Annotated in this window: 20 protein-coding genes; 8 read left to right on the top strand and 12 right to left on the bottom strand. The window is 58.4% G+C overall.

Features of this window, described 5'->3' with window-relative positions:
* The first annotated feature begins 56 nt into the window (after positions 1-56).
* The 3 genes from EPD60_RS14305 (at position 57) to EPD60_RS14295 (ending at position 3,390) form a co-directional block, all read left to right on the top strand.
* A complete protein-coding gene (locus tag EPD60_RS14305; RefSeq protein ID WP_131450203.1) occupies positions 57-1,559 on the top strand; it encodes a YfcC family protein in 1,503 nt (500 codons plus the stop codon).
* 99 nt (positions 1,560-1,658) lie between these two features.
* Positions 1,659-2,504, top strand: a complete 846-nt coding sequence (locus EPD60_RS14300) for an SDR family NAD(P)-dependent oxidoreductase (protein WP_131450202.1) — start codon at positions 1,659-1,661, stop codon at positions 2,502-2,504.
* A 91-nt stretch (positions 2,505-2,595) separates the two neighbouring features.
* Positions 2,596-3,390: an MBL fold metallo-hydrolase gene (locus tag EPD60_RS14295; protein ID WP_131450201.1), complete on the top strand. Its 795-nt coding sequence runs from the start codon at positions 2,596-2,598 to the stop codon at positions 3,388-3,390.
* A 52-nt stretch (positions 3,391-3,442) separates the two neighbouring features.
* Here the strand turns inward: EPD60_RS14295 and EPD60_RS14290 are convergent, their stop codons facing one another.
* Positions 3,443-4,219 carry an oxygenase MpaB family protein gene (locus EPD60_RS14290; RefSeq protein ID WP_131450200.1) on the bottom strand — a complete coding sequence of 259 codons (777 nt, stop codon included), beginning with the start codon at positions 4,217-4,219 and terminating at the stop codon, positions 3,443-3,445.
* Positions 4,220-4,286: 67 nt separating this feature from the next.
* On the opposite strand from EPD60_RS14290, the gene EPD60_RS14285 reads away from it, so the two are divergent.
* Positions 4,287-4,544 (top strand): hypothetical protein, encoded by a 258-nt coding sequence (locus EPD60_RS14285; protein ID WP_131450199.1) that lies wholly within the window; start codon positions 4,287-4,289, stop codon positions 4,542-4,544.
* A gap of 63 nt (positions 4,545-4,607) precedes the next feature.
* Here the strand turns inward: EPD60_RS14285 and EPD60_RS14280 are convergent, their stop codons facing one another.
* The 8 genes from EPD60_RS14280 to EPD60_RS14245 form a co-directional block, all read right to left on the bottom strand.
* Positions 4,608-4,805 (bottom strand): hypothetical protein, encoded by a 198-nt coding sequence (locus EPD60_RS14280; RefSeq protein WP_131450198.1) that lies wholly within the window; start codon positions 4,803-4,805, stop codon positions 4,608-4,610.
* A 65-nt stretch (positions 4,806-4,870) separates the two neighbouring features.
* Positions 4,871-5,281: a response regulator gene (locus tag EPD60_RS14275; RefSeq protein ID WP_165871555.1), complete on the bottom strand. Its 411-nt coding sequence runs from the start codon at positions 5,279-5,281 to the stop codon at positions 4,871-4,873.
* Positions 5,282-5,357: 76 nt separating this feature from the next.
* Positions 5,358-6,752, bottom strand: a complete 1,395-nt coding sequence (locus tag EPD60_RS14270) for a sensor histidine kinase (RefSeq protein ID WP_131450196.1) — start codon at positions 6,750-6,752, stop codon at positions 5,358-5,360.
* A gap of 1 nt (position 6,753) precedes the next feature.
* Entirely contained in the window at positions 6,754-7,449 is a 696-nt protein-coding gene (locus tag EPD60_RS14265; protein ID WP_131450195.1) for a response regulator transcription factor, read from the bottom strand.
* A 269-nt stretch (positions 7,450-7,718) separates the two neighbouring features.
* A complete protein-coding gene (locus EPD60_RS14260; protein ID WP_131450194.1) occupies positions 7,719-10,073 on the bottom strand; it encodes an outer membrane beta-barrel protein in 2,355 nt (784 codons plus the stop codon).
* Between the two features lie 309 nt (positions 10,074-10,382).
* Positions 10,383-10,640 (bottom strand): hypothetical protein, encoded by a 258-nt coding sequence (locus EPD60_RS14255; protein ID WP_131450193.1) that lies wholly within the window; start codon positions 10,638-10,640, stop codon positions 10,383-10,385.
* 122 nt (positions 10,641-10,762) lie between these two features.
* Entirely contained in the window at positions 10,763-10,966 is a 204-nt protein-coding gene (locus EPD60_RS14250; protein WP_131450192.1) for a hypothetical protein, read from the bottom strand.
* A 10-nt stretch (positions 10,967-10,976) separates the two neighbouring features.
* Positions 10,977-11,249: a hypothetical protein gene (locus EPD60_RS14245; RefSeq protein WP_131450191.1), complete on the bottom strand. Its 273-nt coding sequence runs from the start codon at positions 11,247-11,249 to the stop codon at positions 10,977-10,979.
* A gap of 84 nt (positions 11,250-11,333) precedes the next feature.
* On the opposite strand from EPD60_RS14245, the gene EPD60_RS14240 reads away from it, so the two are divergent.
* Entirely contained in the window at positions 11,334-11,855 is a 522-nt protein-coding gene (locus EPD60_RS14240; RefSeq protein WP_131450190.1) for a YdeI/OmpD-associated family protein, read from the top strand.
* Positions 11,845-12,129, top strand: a complete 285-nt coding sequence (locus EPD60_RS14235; protein WP_131450189.1) for an acylphosphatase — start codon at positions 11,845-11,847, stop codon at positions 12,127-12,129. Before EPD60_RS14240 ends, EPD60_RS14235 begins: the two co-directional genes overlap by 11 nt.
* On the opposite strand, the gene EPD60_RS17035 is transcribed toward EPD60_RS14235, so the two are convergent.
* Both EPD60_RS17035 and EPD60_RS14230 read right to left on the bottom strand, forming a co-directional pair.
* A complete protein-coding gene (locus EPD60_RS17035) occupies positions 12,130-12,306 on the bottom strand; it encodes a hypothetical protein (RefSeq protein ID WP_165871554.1) in 177 nt (58 codons plus the stop codon).
* Positions 12,306-12,578: a hypothetical protein gene (locus EPD60_RS14230; protein ID WP_131450188.1), complete on the bottom strand. Its 273-nt coding sequence runs from the start codon at positions 12,576-12,578 to the stop codon at positions 12,306-12,308. Before EPD60_RS14230 ends, EPD60_RS17035 begins: the two co-directional genes overlap by 1 nt.
* A gap of 247 nt (positions 12,579-12,825) precedes the next feature.
* On the opposite strand from EPD60_RS14230, the gene EPD60_RS14225 reads away from it, so the two are divergent.
* A complete protein-coding gene (locus EPD60_RS14225; RefSeq protein ID WP_131450187.1) occupies positions 12,826-14,061 on the top strand; it encodes a TCR/Tet family MFS transporter in 1,236 nt (411 codons plus the stop codon).
* A 242-nt stretch (positions 14,062-14,303) separates the two neighbouring features.
* Here the strand turns inward: EPD60_RS14225 and EPD60_RS14220 are convergent, their stop codons facing one another.
* Positions 14,304-14,546, bottom strand: coding sequence for a hypothetical protein (locus tag EPD60_RS14220; protein ID WP_131450186.1), 243 nt, complete (start codon positions 14,544-14,546; stop codon positions 14,304-14,306).
* Positions 14,547-14,635: 89 nt separating this feature from the next.
* On the opposite strand from EPD60_RS14220, the gene EPD60_RS14215 reads away from it, so the two are divergent.
* Positions 14,636-15,226: a hypothetical protein gene (locus EPD60_RS14215; RefSeq protein WP_131450185.1), complete on the top strand. Its 591-nt coding sequence runs from the start codon at positions 14,636-14,638 to the stop codon at positions 15,224-15,226.
* The last annotated feature ends 172 nt before the right edge of the window (positions 15,227-15,398 follow it).

The raw sequence follows: 15,398 nt of genomic DNA, 5'->3' as shown, positions 1-15,398 counted from the left end.
GACCGATCTGACATCTGACATCAGACATCTGACATCTTTTTCACTACTTTGCCTCTATGTCCACCACCAAGCGGAAGATCCCCTCCCCCATCACCATCCTGATGATCGTGATCGTGCTGGCAGCCATCGCCACCTTGCTGCTGCCGGCCGGTAAGTACGAGACGCTCTCCTACACATCGGGAAGCACCACTTTTACGGTAAGCACCCCCCGCGGCGACAGCAGCCTGCCCTTTTCCCAGGCAACCCTCGACGCGCTCGGCATCCGCATCCCGCTCCAGACATTCGCCGACGGCGGTATCCGCAAGCCGGTGTCGATACCCGGCACCTACACCACCATTGCCGCCAACCGCCAGGGCCCGCTCGATGTGCTGCGGGCGCCGGTGAAAGGGATTTACGATTCCATCGACATCATCCTGTTCATCCTCGTCATTGGTGGCTTCATGAGCGTATTCAACGGGTCGGGCGCGCTCATCCGCGGACTTTCGGTGCTTTCGTACCGCATGAAGGGCCGTGAGAGTTGGCTCATCGTCATCCTCACTTTTCTTTTTTCCTTCGGCGGGGCCTCCTATGGCATGGCCGAGGAAAGCCTTGCGTTCTACCCCGTGCTGGTACCGCTTTTCCTCGCGGCCGGCTACGACCTCATCGTGCCCGTGATGGTGCTCTTTGGCGGCACGCAGCTTGGCACGCTCGCGTCTTTCTCCAATCCCTTTTCCACCATCATCGCCTCCAACGCGGCGGGCGTGAGCTGGAAGGAGGGGCTCAACGAGCGGCTCCTGGTGTTTGCGGTCACCACGATCGTGGCCATCGTCTACACGGTCCGCTATGCGCAAAAGGTAAAGCGTAACCCCCAGGCATCTTACGTATGGAAAGTTGATGGCAAAATGCCGGAGCAGCCGGCGGCAGCGGAAGAAGGCGCCCACACCCGGCTTGCAGGCCGCGACGCCGCCCTGCTGACATTGTTTCTTGGAAGCTTCGGGGTGATGATCTATGGCGTGGTGAAACTTGACTGGTGGCTGACCGAAATGACGATGCTCTTCCTGGGCGCGGCGATCCTGCTCGGCGTCATCCTGCGCATGCCGGAGAAAGAATTCATCGGCGCGTTCCTGAAAGGTGCGGAGGAACTGCTTTCCGTAGCCTTTATCGTCGGCATCGCCCGCGGTGTCACCATCATACTTAACGACGGCGCCATCAGCGATACCATTCTCTTTTATACCTCGCGCGGGCTCGCCGGCTTTTCGCCCCTGGTATTCATCCTGCTGATGTTTGCGCTTTACATTTTGTTTACCCTCTTCATCTCTTCTTCGTCGGGGATGGCCGTACTAACGATGCCCATCATGGGCGCCCTTGGCATCATGGCCGGCGTGCCGGGCCGCGAGATGGTGAACGCCTACCTGTACGGCATGGGCATCATGGGCTTTCTCACGCCCACCGGGCTTATCCTGCCCTCGCTGCAGATGGTGAACGTGAGTTATGCCGCGTGGTGGCGATTCATCCGGGGCCTGCTCCTGTGGCTGATCGTGCTTTGCATCCTGTTCCTGCTCCTCGGTGTGACGCTTTGATTCAGGGTGAAGCCGGCCTGGTGAACGCCACCCCGGATTGGGATCAGGTAGGGCGACGGCCTTGGCATCCCGATTGCCGGCTAAATCCAAACGATTGCTATGAACAACAATAAGGGATATGCACTGGTAACAGGCGGCTCCAACGGATTTGGATGGGAGTTTGCCCAGCTATGCGCCAAAGATGGCTATAACCTGGTGCTGGTGGCGCGCAATACCCAGGAACTGGAACGGGCAGCTGCCGAGCTGCGGCACCGGTATAACGTTGACGTGGTAACGCTGGCAAAGGACCTCTTCAACGAAGACGCCGCCATGGATGTATACGAAGAAGTGACGAGCCGCGGGCTCATTGTAGAAATACTGATCAACAATGCGGGCCAGGGCGATTACGGTGTCTTCCACGAGGGCAGTCTCCAGCGCGACCTCGACCTCATCCAGCTGAACATCACCACGCTGGTGACGCTGACCAAGCTGTTTGTAAAAGAAATGGTGGCGCGCGGCCATGGGCGCGTGCTCCAGGTATCATCACTGCTGGGCAGCGTGCCCACACCGCTGATGGCAGTATATGGTGCCACCAAGGCCTTTGTGCTCAAATTCAGCGAGGCCCTCGCGCACGAACTGAAGCACACAGGCGTGACCGTCACAGCCCTGCAGCCCGGCGCCTCCGACACCGACTTCTTCCACAAGGCCGGCGCCGAATCGACAAAGGAATACCAGGAGTCAAGCCTTTCGGACCCAGCCGATGTGGCGCGCGACGGCTATAAAGCCCTGATGAGCGGCGAGGCCAAAGTGATATCGGGCGCGAGGAACAAGGTCATGGGCGCGATGAGCAACATCATGCCCGACAGACTGAACGCCGCCAATATGGCCCGGCACATGCAGCCCAGCGATAAGCGCGACCGCCCGGTGCACCCCGACCGCGAGAGCGACGAAAGCGGCGTTTCCTGAGCAATTCATGCGGCCCTTCCGGCAGTTGACACGAACTCGATTCCGGAAAGAGAAATATGGGTCATAGCTTGGTGGAGCAAACCGCCTGTCTATGACCCATACGCATTTTATCTGCAACACCTGCGGCTGCCAGTACGAAGCGGCGGCCCTTGCTCCCGCCACCTGCATCATCTGCGCCGACGACCGGCAATACGTCGGTCCTGGCGGCCAGCGGTGGACCACTCTCGCCGCCGTCAACGCGCAGCACCGCAACGTCTTCGAACTGGTGGCACCCGACGTCTTTGCCATCTACACCACACCGAATTTCGGCATCAACCAGCGGGCACATCTGATTTGCACCCCGCAGGGCAACGTGCTTTGGGATTGCATCACCAACCTCGATGCAAGCACGAAGGCGATCATCGACAAGCTCGGCGGCATCGGCGCCATTGCCCTGTCGCACCCCCATTACTTCTCCACCATCATCGAATGGAGCGAAGCCTTCGATGCGCCGGTATACGTAAACGAAAAAGACGCGGGGTGGCTTACCCGTACGGGGCCGCGGGTAAGCACCTGGAGGGAGCGTGAGCAACTTGCCGAAGGCATGACGCTTATTGAATGCGGTGGGCACTTCCCGGGCGCCTCGGTGCTCCACTGGGCGCGCGGCAAGGGCATCCTGTTTTCGGGCGATACCATCCAGGTGGCCCCCAACCGAAGCACGGTATCGTTCATGTACAGCTATCCCAATATGATCCCGCTGCCGAAACGCGAGATCGAGCGGATCTTAAGTGCGGTGGCTCCTTTTGATTACGAGGAGATCTATGGTGCCTTCGGTCTTTACATCAGGGAAGATGCGAAGGGTGCGGTGCGGCGTTCTGCGGCACGGTACGTGGAAGCCTTGTCGTGAAAGCTTCCTGCAAGGCAACCGGAGTACAGCGCTGAATTATGAAGCGCAGCAACTATGCATTGGCATTTCCCGGTACCCGGTCAAGTGCGGCCACGTCTTTCTTATATTCCTCTGGAAGCAGGATTGCTTTAATAGGACGGTCGAGACCCACGCGGTAACAAAGCTTATAAAGCGGTACGGAAGCGCGGACAAACAATGAGCGTTTCAGCCCAAGCATTTGCCGTACAATTTCGGGCACGAGTATTCCCTGCAGCTCGCGCACGAGCCAGTAGCGCAGGGCGCCGAGGTGCTTCCGGTATTGCAGGTAAAGGTCGTCGGTCCAGCGGCTGCGCGCCAGGTCCTGCCGCAGGTGTGCGGCACGCGAAGGCAGCCATTCGGCGTAGGTTTGCGGGAGGCCGGGGAGGCCCATGCGCTCGCCGATCCGTAGAAATACGGCATAGAGCTCGTCTTTCTCTTCGTCGGTGAGCGGTCGCTCCAGGAGCTCGTAAGAAGCCACCGAGTAGTGGATGAGCAGGTAAAGCACGTCGCGGTAAGCCCAGTCGGGGATAACGCTCCCCCGCGCGGCCTCCACAGCCCTGTGAATATTGGTGATCTGGTCGATGGCGGCGAGGGCTTTGTCTTCGGGCGCAAACACGATACGTCGTGCATACTGAACGGTGGAGAACAGCCGACCAAGCGGATCGGCGGGCAGCCGACCCGTGAAATAGAGCCAGTCAACGGCTTTGTTTAAGGCGAACTCCGCCGCCGCCCCCGCGAAGATGAACAACACCGTCTCACTCCGGCTCCAGATGCGCCGCACGATGGAATGATCGGCTACAAATCCCTGCATGCTCAAATTTACCGGTTTTGCTTGGCAAGAAAATTGGTCTATAGGGGTACACTAAAAGCAAATACACATGGCGACGAATTACAACCCTGCCTTCCAGGAAGGCAAAGTGGCGGCCGCGATAGAAAAGCAAACGGCCAAAATACCTTCGGATGTTTACCTGTGGACGGCTGTTGCCTGCATGGGTGTTTCGCTGGCGCTGCAGATCGCGCGCAAGCAGAAGTTCAGCCTGTTCATCGGCCAGTGGCCCGCGGCGTTCCTGATCATGGGACTTTACAACAAGCTGGTGAAGCTTGAAGGCACCGACGGCACGCACCAGAATCCCTGATGCGGCCGATGCCGATAAAAAAAAGAGGCGCTGAGCGCCTCTTTTTTTTATTTCGCTTTCTGCTCAGCTATGGGTACGAAGTTGTCGTCCGGACGGATCGCCGGAGCGCATCTGCTGATCGAGGAGCCGTGAAAGCTCCAGGACTTTGTGCTTCTGCTCATCGAGCTGCTCATGCGAGGCTCCTTCGCGGAGCTGCTGCAGGTATTGCTGTGTTTCGCGCACATAAAGCTTCTCCAGCTGGCGCTTTTCCCTGTTTTCCATACATCACGGTTTTCTTGCTTCACTTAGCGGGTCCACCTATGGAAAACAAACAGGGTGCCTCTTTTTTAGCCCTTTGGGCCGCCGCACATTTGTAGCATTATTTGTACGACATGAAGCAGATCGCGGTATAAGGTAGGCTTTCGGAAAAATGTACAATTGTTGCTCTGGCAGAGCTTGATGTCTTCCTCCCTGGACGAGGTGGTGAACACCATCGTGGGGATATGCTGAAAGGCGGGCTGGCTCTTGATCCAGAGGAGGGTTTCCTTACCATCCATGATCGGCATGTTGAGGTCGAGCACGATCAGGCAGGGCTCCGGGCCGCGTTGCTGCTGGAGGTAGTCAAGAACCTCACTGCCGTTTTTTGCATGGGCGAGTTCGTACTTGTCGGTGATCTGCTCGAGGGCTTCCTTGAGGGCCTCGTAGTCGTCCAGGTCGTCTTCTGCGTAAAGAAATATGGGCTTGCTTTGTTCTGTCATGTGCTTCTTCCGGTCGATGTCATCCGAACGGGGGTACAATTTAAAAATCTGTGCCAGATAAAGAAGAGCTATCGTGCTAAACCGGTCCTGTACCGGGTTCATAGGCAGGCGGGAGGCGTACGGCGAAGCAGGTGCCCTTACCCGGCGCGGAGCTTACCTCGATATGGCCTTTGTGCAGCCCGATGATGCGGCGCGCCAGCGGCAAGCCGAGGCCGAAGCCGCCCTGGAGGTTTTCCTCCACCCGGAAAAAGGGCTGAAAGATCTGGCCGATATGCTCCGGCGGGATGCCCACGCCGTCGTCGCAAACCTTTACGAGGAGCTCGCGGTCGGCCGACTCCAGGATCACCCGTGCCTGGTGGTTGGGTGAGTACTTGCAGGCATTAAGCACCATATTCTGAAACGCAGTGAACAGCAGGGCTTCGTTGCCGTATACCAGCAGGCGGGCCGCATCTTCGGGCACTTCCTCAAAATGCAGGGTCATCGAGTAAGCGGCATCGGCCTTGCTCACCGCCGCCGGCAGGCGCAGCAGCACCTCGTCTACACGGATGAGCCGGATGTCGAGCCCGCCGGCATCACCCGATGCCTTGGCAAATTCGAGCAGGGTTTGCGTGAGCTTGCTCATATGCTGCACATCCTGGTAGATCGAGCTCATCACCTGGCGGTAATCGCCGGCGGCGCGCTCGCGCAGGAGCGCCACTTCCAGCTGGCTGGAAATGGAAGTGAGCGGCGTGGAAAGCTCGTGGGAGGCATTGGAGATAAAGCGGCGCTGCATCTCGAAGCTTTCCTGCAGGCGGTTGAGCAGGTCGTTGAGCGTGTTGGCCAGCCGGCTCCACTCGTCGCGCGGGTGGCCGGCTTCGAGGCGGCGGGCCAGGTTGTGCGCCGAGATCTCGGCCACGTCGGCGGTAATGCGGCGCACGGGCCGCAGCAGGCGGTAGGAAAAGATATAACCGGCAATCAGCACCAGCGCGTTGCCGGCCAGAAAGGCCAGGATCAGCAGGCGCCGCAGGCGCACCAGGTTTTGCTTTCCTTCAGAATCCTCCCCTGCCGACACCAGCACGAGCTGCATCCGCGGGTCGTTGTAGTAATACGCAACGGCCTCTTTTTTACCGGAAATAAAATACACCTGCCCTTTGTTCATGGCCTCGCGCAACAGCCCGGGGGCTACCGCCACGGTATCGCCGGGGCGATCGGTAAAGCTGTATACTTTTTCAAGTCGCTGGTCATAGGCTTCGATCACGTTTCCTGCATACGTCACGGTACGCAGGGAGTCGATCTGCAGCACGAGGCGCTGGTTGAACACTTCGCTGCGGCTCAGGAGGCGGGCCGTGTTGAGCGCGCGGATCGTAAGCCGGTTCTGGATCGCCTTGATCCGCACTTCGTAGGAAGAATAATAAATTCCGCCGCACACCAGCCCGAGTATCAGGAATACAAGGAAAGAAAACAGGATGGTGATGCGGAAGCGGACCGGCATATCAGGAATTGTTTTCGCGCAGGATATAGCCCATGCCCACCTGGGTGTGAATGAGCTTCTGATCGAAAGGCTTGTCTACCTTGTTGCGCAGGTAGTTGATGTAAACATCAATCACGTTGGTGTTGGTATCGAAGTCGATATCCCAGACGTTGAGCGCAATGTCGGCGCGCGACACCACGCGGTTCTTGTTGCGCAGCAGAAACTCGAGCAGCTGGAACTCCTTCGCCGTCAGGTGAATGACATGGCCATTGCGGCGCACCTCCTTGCGGTCGGGCATCAGCTCGAGGTCTGCGGCGCGGAGGATGTTTTCGGGTGGCGGCTGGGGTGTCTGCGAGCGCTTGAGCAGCACGCGGATCTTCATCAGCAGCTCGCGGAACTCAAAAGGCTTCGTGATATAATCGTCGGCGCCGCTTTCATAGCCTTCCTCCTTGTCATTGATGGTGCGCAGGGCGGTGAGCATCACCACCGGCACCTGTGCGTTTACCGCACGGATGCGGCGACAGAGCTCAATGCCATTGATACCGGGAAGGTTGATGTCGAGCACGACCAGGTCGAAAGTGCCATTGCTGAATTGCTCGAGTCCCGAATTCCCGTCATAAGCCACGCCCACCTCGTATCCGTTTTCGGCAAGGCCCGTGCTCAGCGTATCGGCGATCTTATGTTCGTCCTCTACCAGCAGGATCTTACTAGGTTCCATAGTTCAAGCAGCAAATTACGTTATTCCCAATTCACGCAGTCCGGGCCCTCTTTCAAAAGGTAAAGCCCCTTGAAAGGGGCTCTATAAACCAAAACTAACTGACCAGAAAAACTGCTATCCTACTGTATCGGATAGCAGGTCAAAACTATTAACGGGAGCGGTGTGTCTTAATTAGAATCCAATTAAAGAGGCTCAGCATAAGTAAATCCCCTGAAGATGATCGCAGATCTATGATGTCAGATCTGAGATCTTAGATCGGACATCTTAGATTATTGCGGTGCCTCCACATTAAGCGGGTTGCTGTCCTCCTTCTTTCGGAAACCAAACTGGTAACGCAGGCTCAGCACGAAACGGCGCGTGTCGGAGCGGCGCTCGCCGCTGGCGGCTACCGAGCCCTGCTTCAGCTCAAATTCGTTGCGGTTGGTGTAAAAGAGGTCGTTGCCGCTGACCGTGAGCGCCAGCTTCTTTTTGAAGAGTTGCTGGGTAACGCTCATGTTGAGTGCGCCAAAAGTGCTCAGCTCGTAAAACTGCGCCTGCCCGCGCATCCGCATAAAACCGTTGATGGTGATCTGCGTTAACGGGGTCACCTTATACGTTTGATAGGTAAACAGCATCCAGGTGCCACGGCGGAAGGAAAGCGGCTTGCCTTCATAGAGCCCCTGGTAATAATTCTCGTTGTACTGCACGCCCGCCACCACGAACACTTTCTTGCCGGGTATGGCGCCCAGCGCGCGGAAATACAACTCCTTGTTGTTGCCGAGATTATCATAGGTGCGGAAGGCCACCTGCTTGCGGCTGCTGTCCGACTGGTACACCACCTGCGTGAAGATGTCGCGGGTCTGGTTGACACCTACGGCAAGAATGGGCCGTTCGTCTACCGAAACGTTGGCCTCGTAGTTCTGCGTAAACTGCGGGCGCAGGGCCGGGTTGCCCGACTCTTCCAGGTAGGGATCCACCACGCGCGGCGCGGGGTTGAGGTACTCATAGGCCGGGCGGCTGATGGTGCGCCGGTATACGAGGTAGGCCCGCAGCTGGTAGCCCATGATCTTCATGATGTCGCGGCTCAGGTAAACGTAGGGAAACAGGTCGGTGCGGTGCAGCGCAAACGAGGTGTCGTTCGGCAGCAGCTGGCGGCCCGACATATTGGTGTTCTCCACCCGCAGTCCCGTCTTCAGCACAAAGCCGCTTCCGAAGCCTTTCGATGCCTGCGCGTAAGCCGCGTTGATGTTCTCGTTGTAGCGGTAGACCCGCTCCGAGCGGTAAATGGTGCTGTTGCGAAAGGCAACCGTCGTGGCTTTAAGCCCACCTTCGAGCGTGAGCTTGCGCGCCAGCTTCTTCACCAGGTTGCTTTGGGCAGCGAAAAAGCGCAGGTTGTTTTCAATCAGTCCTTCCTGAAGAAAACTACCGGTAACGGGCAACTGGAAAACGGTCTGCAGGTTCTGGTTGTTTTTATTCGGCGCCCAGTTTACCGAAACGTCGGTGGACCATTCCGAACCCGCACTATCGATCTTGTATTTTGCCGAAACACCCTGGTTGATATTCAGGTAGCCCGTGCTGTTGCTTACCAGTGCAGTGTTCTCCGATGATCTGGCGCCTGTAGCCGCAGCGGCTATGGTGGACTGATTGCTGCTGTTGTTGCTGTTCCGGTTAAGCGTGATCCGGCTGTCGTAACTCAGCTCCCACCTGCGCCCGGCCGGGAAAGACACTCCGAAACCCATGTAGGCGTTGTTGGCGGGATAGCGGGCAAATGACTCCTGCCGCAACACCGAGTCAGCCACAAAAAAACGCTGCGAGCGCAACTCCTCAAAGCCATCGCGGTGCCCGTAGTTGAGGTTCAGGTAGGAAGTGGTGCGGCCGTTGTTGTTGTTGAGGCTGAGCCCGACCGACTGCGTGCCGTAGCGCCCCTGGCTCATCACCGCGTTGACGGAGCCCGTCAGGCCCGGCTTCACGCCTTTGCGCAGCACGACGTTAACGATGCCGCCGCCACCCGACGCATCGTAGCGCGCCGACGGTGTCCGCAGAATTTCCAGCCGGGCAATGGAGTTGGGGGGCAGGTTCTTGAGCAGCGTGGCGATATCGGCCGTACTCATTTTCTGCTCCCGCCCATTGATGTACACCGTGGCCGGGGTAGTGCTGTTGAGGTAAATGTTGCCGTCCTGGTCCATGAAGATGCCCGGTGTCTTTTCAATGATCTCGTAGGCATTGGTGGAGGAAGCCGCCAGGTTCTCCGGCTCCACGATTGTCTTGTCGTCTTCCTGGCGCATCACCGGGCGGGTGGCGGTCACCACCACGGCGCCGAGCGTGCCCGATGGCTCCAGCACGATCGTGAACCGGGCGGGACTGGCGGCAATGCGCAGGCCTTTTTCGGCAGCGATGTAAGAGGCGGAAGATGCAAGCACGCGGTAGGCACCGGTGGCCGCCAGCTGCAGGCGTGCAGTACCGCTACTGTCGGTAACACCCTGCTGCACCTGTGTGCTGTCGGCCAGGGCGATGACACGCACGGTAGCATAAGGAACCGGGGCTTTTTTAGGATCGGTAACGGTGACGGTAAGTGCCACCTGCGCGTTGGCGGCGAAGGCGGCCAGGAGCAGTTGAAGCAGCAGGAAACGGTAACGGAGATGCATAGGCAGTAAAAATAGCGCAGCCGGTCAGCGGTGGCCGGCTTTTAACAATCTGTTCGGCCAGCCGCGGTGGTTATAAAAAGAAGAAGCCGCGCGGGGCGCGGCTTCCAATGCATTGTTCATCCTGTGGACCTGTAAATGTTCTAGAGAGAGGAGGTTAGTTTGGTTGCGACCCCACGGTCAGAAGAAGAATGTCCTGCAGAAGACATAGTAAAAGTACGGTCTCCGGCGGCCAAAAGGCGTCGGCATTAGGCTAACACAGGCAGGTGCTCGGCCAACAGGGCCGAAAACCCGTTAAAATAATGTAAAAGCTCAGCTGATCGCCCCCTTAAGGTAACTTTCGATGGCGGGGCAAGGCAGCAGGAAGGGCTTTTCGGTGATATTGATCACGAGATTGGAGCCGTCCACGTTATAGGCGCCGGCAATGGTATTGCCGAAAACGTTCACGCTGAACGAACCGCTGCTGGTATCGCCATTAAAGGTTCCGCCCTGGCTTTGTACGGCCTTCCGGGCCTTGTCGAGGGCTGTCTGGGGATCAGAGGTGATGGGGAGGGAGAAATTACATGACATGAGGTAAAGATAACGGGAAGACAACAAGGTTTTGAGGTTCTGGGGTTTTAGGGTTCTGAGGTTGGTTTAATAACCTTTCAACCCAACTTTAGAACCCCAGAACCTCAAAACCTTAGAACCCTTTAAAGGTCCTGCTGGTCGATCGCCCGGTCCTGCTCGCGGTCAACGTCGGCATCCACCTGCTGCTTACCCTTCTGGGTTTCGGCTACGAAATTCACATTGTCCTGCGCCGGCTCTTCGCCGGGCGCCTTATCGATGCCCTGCGGGCCATGCCCCGGGCTCCGGAGCTTATTGGGCTCCTGGTTGTTCCGTTCGTTCTTTTCCATGTTGTTCGTTTTAAGCTTTGTCACTGTCGCTGTCGTCGCGGCCCGTGAGGCGCCCGAGGCGGATTTCGTGCAGGTCGTCGCGGTTCACCTCGGTGCGGTTGTCTTCGCGCGGGTCGGTCTGCTGGTCGCGCTGGTGCTCTTCCGGCGTTTGCAGGGTGCTGTTCTCCGTAAGATAGATCGGAGTTTCCTCGTTATTTCCGGCCTGCCGGAAGTCATTAGAACGCTGCCCCTGGTTCTGCTGCGCATCGGGCTTCGACGGGCGCTTTTCATCCTTTCTGCTCATGATCGTTGGTTTGTAGTTAGCAGCCCCAATCCTGTGCCATCTTCATTGGGCAAAACGCGGTAAGTTTATCGCATCATTACCGCTATGATCCGATTCACCGCCGAACTGAAGCGCTTCGACAGCCAGGGAGAAAAAACCGGCTGGACCTATTTCGACATCCCGGGCGCACTGGCCGAAACCCTCAAACCGGGCTGCCGTACGGCCTACCGGGTAAAAGGACGGATCGACAAGCTCGACATTAAAGGCGTATCGCTTGTGCCCATGGGGGGCGGCGATTTTATCCTCGCCGTCAACGCCGCCATGCGCAAAAGCCTGCGTAAGGAAAAAGGAGCCACCGTTTCGGTACAACTTTCGGTCGACAACGAGGTCTTCCAGACGCCGGCCGACATCACCGAGTGCCTCGCCGACGAACCGGCCGCGGAGGCCTATTATAACGGCCTCCCGCCCTCGCACCGCCGCTACTGGGTCAATTGGGTGGCGGAAGCGAAAACGGCGCCCACGCGGGCAAAGCGGCTGGCGATGATGGTTGACAGCCTCGCGCGCGGATGGGGATTTTCCGAAATGCAACGGGCCGCGAAAGCTAAAAAGGAAAAAGATGGATTCTAAAACGAGGACCGTACTGATACGGGTAACCGGGAAAGTGCAGGGTGTTTTCTACCGCGCCTCCGCACAGGAGCAGGCCGAAGCGCTGGGCCTTAGCGGCTGGGTGCGCAACTGTCCCGACGGCTCGGTGGAAGCCCTGGTCAGCGGCACCGAAGACCAGGTAGCAGCGTTTATTGCGTGGTGCCGCAGGGGGCCGGAAAAAGCGCAGGTGCAGGAGGTTCAGGTGAGCGACTTTCAGGGTGCGGTGCCGGCCGGGGGCTTCCGCATCCGCAGGTAATCAGGCATCTTCTCCGTCGGATATTTCGCTGCCGGCGCCGCGGTTTTCCTGCTTTTCAACGGGAGGTACATAGGGATCCGAGCCATCGGATGCCGGCTGCGGGTCGGGCGCGGTAATCGTATCGGGGCGCGCCTCCTGTTGCGGAGGAATCACCACCGGTGCTTTCGGCTTCTCCATCAGGCATTATTGTGAATAGACAAGGATCCGAGCAGTCCGGAAATATCGATCTGCTTCAGGTAGGGCTGCAGGGCATTGGTGCTGTCGAAGCAGCGATACCAAAGTGCCTCGCGGCCAAAACGCAGGAAATAGATTTCGACATAAAACCCATCCACCTGATAAAGCATCTTGCGGAGCAGTCCCATCCTGCGCTCGCAAAGGAAGGAACCGGTACGTAGCACGGCGATCTTTTTCTGGCGGGAGGTGAGCAGCTTGAACTGGGGGACGGTCATAAACTCGATGCTTTAGACTGATTTTAACACAAATAGGGTGCCGGGCACCCATCGCACCGGCCCGGAAGACGCCCCCCGTTGAAATGAGATGAAAGTCCGGTCGGGCTGCAGAAACTCCCTTACAGATGAGGCAGCACAGCGCCGGAAAGCCCGGGGGATGTGTTGCGAAAAAGCCCCATCTGTTGAAAACGGGGCGGGAGGCGGCAGGGGAAAAATCGGCACCTTTGCCCCCGTCATATTCCTCCAAATGAACCAGAAACCACAGGCAGCGCTCCGCTTCATCTTCCTGACCCTGCTCATCGACGTTACCGGCCTTGGCCTCATCATTCCCGTGATGCCGCGCCTCATAGAAAGCCTCACCGGCGGAGGCGTGAGCGAAGCAGCCCGCTGGGGCGGCCTGCTCAACGTGGCTTATGCCGTAATGCAGTTTGGCTGCGCGCCCATTATCGGCAACCTGAGCGACCAGTACGGCCGCCGCCCGGTGCTGCTGCTGTCGCTGTTCGGTTTCGGAATCGACTACCTCTTCCTGTCCTTCGCGCCCACCATCGGCTGGCTCTTCGCAGGCCGCCTCATCGCCGGCTTCACCGGGGCATCCTTCACCACCGCATCCGCCTATATCGCCGACGTGAGCACGGCCGAAAACCGCGCAAAGAATTTCGGGCTCGTGGGCGCCGCCTTCGGGATGGGCTTTATCATCGGTCCCGTCATCGGGGGCCTGCTCGGATCTTTCGGCCCGCGGATGCCCTTTATGGTGGCCGCCGGACTTTGTTTTCTGAATACGCTTTACGGATTTTTCGTGCTGCCCGAATCGCTGCCCCAAGAGCGGCGCCGCGCCTTTTCGTGGAAGAACGCCAACCCCCTGGCGCCCCTCCTGCTCATCCGCCGGTACCCCGCCATCGGCGGATTGGTCGGCGCACTCGTGCTGGTGTACATTGCCGCGCACGCCATTCAAAGCAACTGGAACTTCTTCACCACGGAAAAATTCGGCTGGTCGGAGAAAATGATCGGCCTCTCGCTGGGTATGTTCGGACTCCTGATCGGCATTACGCAGGCCGGCCTTATCCGCGTGATCAACCCGCGGATCGGCAATGAGAAGAGCGTGTACTACGGGCTCGGGCTCTATGCCCTGGGCATGCTGCTTTTTGCTTTTGTAACGCAGTCCTGGATGCTGTTTGCGGTGATGGTGCCCTATTGCCTCGGCGGCATCTGCGGCCCCGCGCTGCAGGCCATCATCACCGGCGGTGTGCCGGGCAACGAGCAGGGTGCCCTGCAGGGCTCGCTCACGAGCCTTATGAGCGCCACATCGATCGTTGGCCCGCTGGTCATGACCAACCTGTTTGCTTACTTCACCCGCCCCGGCGCACCGGTTCATTTTGCCGGCGCGCCCTTTCTCCTGGGCGCGCTGCTGTTGGCCATCAGCTCATTCATGGCGTACCGGGCGCTGCATCCGGGCAAAGCGGAGGAGGCATCATTGCGTGCATAGCGACACGCAGCTTTTGGTTCGGGAGTAGCAACGGGCGCAGCTTTTGTTTCGGGCGAAGCGACAGCGAAGCTGTCATTGCGAGCGTAGCAAAGCAAACTCCGGCGTTACGCAGCGTATTCGCAGCCGAGGAATTTGCGCATGAAGCTCTTTCGGCTACGACCAGTCCTCAGGTCGGGGAGTTTGCTTCGCTACGCTCGCAATGACGAAGAAGGCATCGCTCTGCGATGCCTTCTTCGTTGTTTTTACTTCCCTGTCGCGCCCGTGCCCGGATCATCAAACGCCTTGTCGGCATCCTTTCCAAACGGCGTCTTGTAGCCATCGCCCGCCGATTTGGTGGTGCGCTGGTTGTCGCGGTCGTAGGAGCTGCCGCTCATCGTGTTGACGCCGGGCTGGGCACCCGACTCATCGCGGATATTGGGGTCGTCGCGACGGCCTTCATCGGCCGGGTGTGCCCGCTCGATATCGTCCTTCTCTTTATCCTTCATGGCTGATCGTTTCCCAGAAACGCTAACACTATTATGCCAGCCGCCCGTTACGGCATCATTTTTTCCACCTTTTTGCAAAAAGAAAGGACATGCGTAACGACAGTGCCAACCCGTATGATGACGCCAACCGCAGCCGTGACAGCCGGCCTGCTTCCGACGACCGGCGCGAGGGCTCCGATATCCGCGATAACAGCCACGACCGCGAGCGCCTGAAGCCCGACGAGGGCACCATCGAACTCCCCGACGTGAAGGACATTCCCGGGCAGGAGTTCGTCAACGCGCCGCCGCTGGGCATGCTGGGCGACACCACTATTTCCTCCGCCGACGAAGAAGGCGAAGGCATTTTTGACGACGACGAGGAAGACGAAACCGATATCGTGATGGGCACAGAGGCTGATGTGAGCACGGAAGAAAAAGAGGTGCTGGCGCGCAGCGAAACCTACCTGCCCACCCACGACGAAGACCGCCTGCAGCAGGCAGCAATGGACAATACCGACTTCGACGGCGAACCGCTCAACGAGGCCTCCTTCGGCGCCGAGCAAAGCGGCGAAGATCTCGACATACCCGACCAGGTTGATGAAACCCGCACCGAATCGCTGGGCCAGGGCGACGAGGAAAACAAGTACTATAGCCTGGGGGGTGGTGATAATGAGCTGAATGAGGGACGGCCGCAACCATAACCCCTCCTCGGTCGCATCGTGTGAAAACCTCACCCCCGGCCCCTCTCCGGGACGGAGAGGGGTGACTCCCGGTAATATTTCTTACAGTTTCGAACAGTTCCCTGTCTGATCCTGATACCAAAAAGCGGATGCCGACGGCATCCGCTTTTTGTTTTTGAATTTCAAACAGAGT

The organism is Flaviaestuariibacter flavus (assembly GCF_004337505.1).
Lineage (GTDB): Bacteria > Bacteroidota > Bacteroidia > Chitinophagales > Chitinophagaceae > Flavisolibacter > Flavisolibacter flavus.
This window is presented reverse-complemented; position numbering and strand designations above follow the sequence as displayed.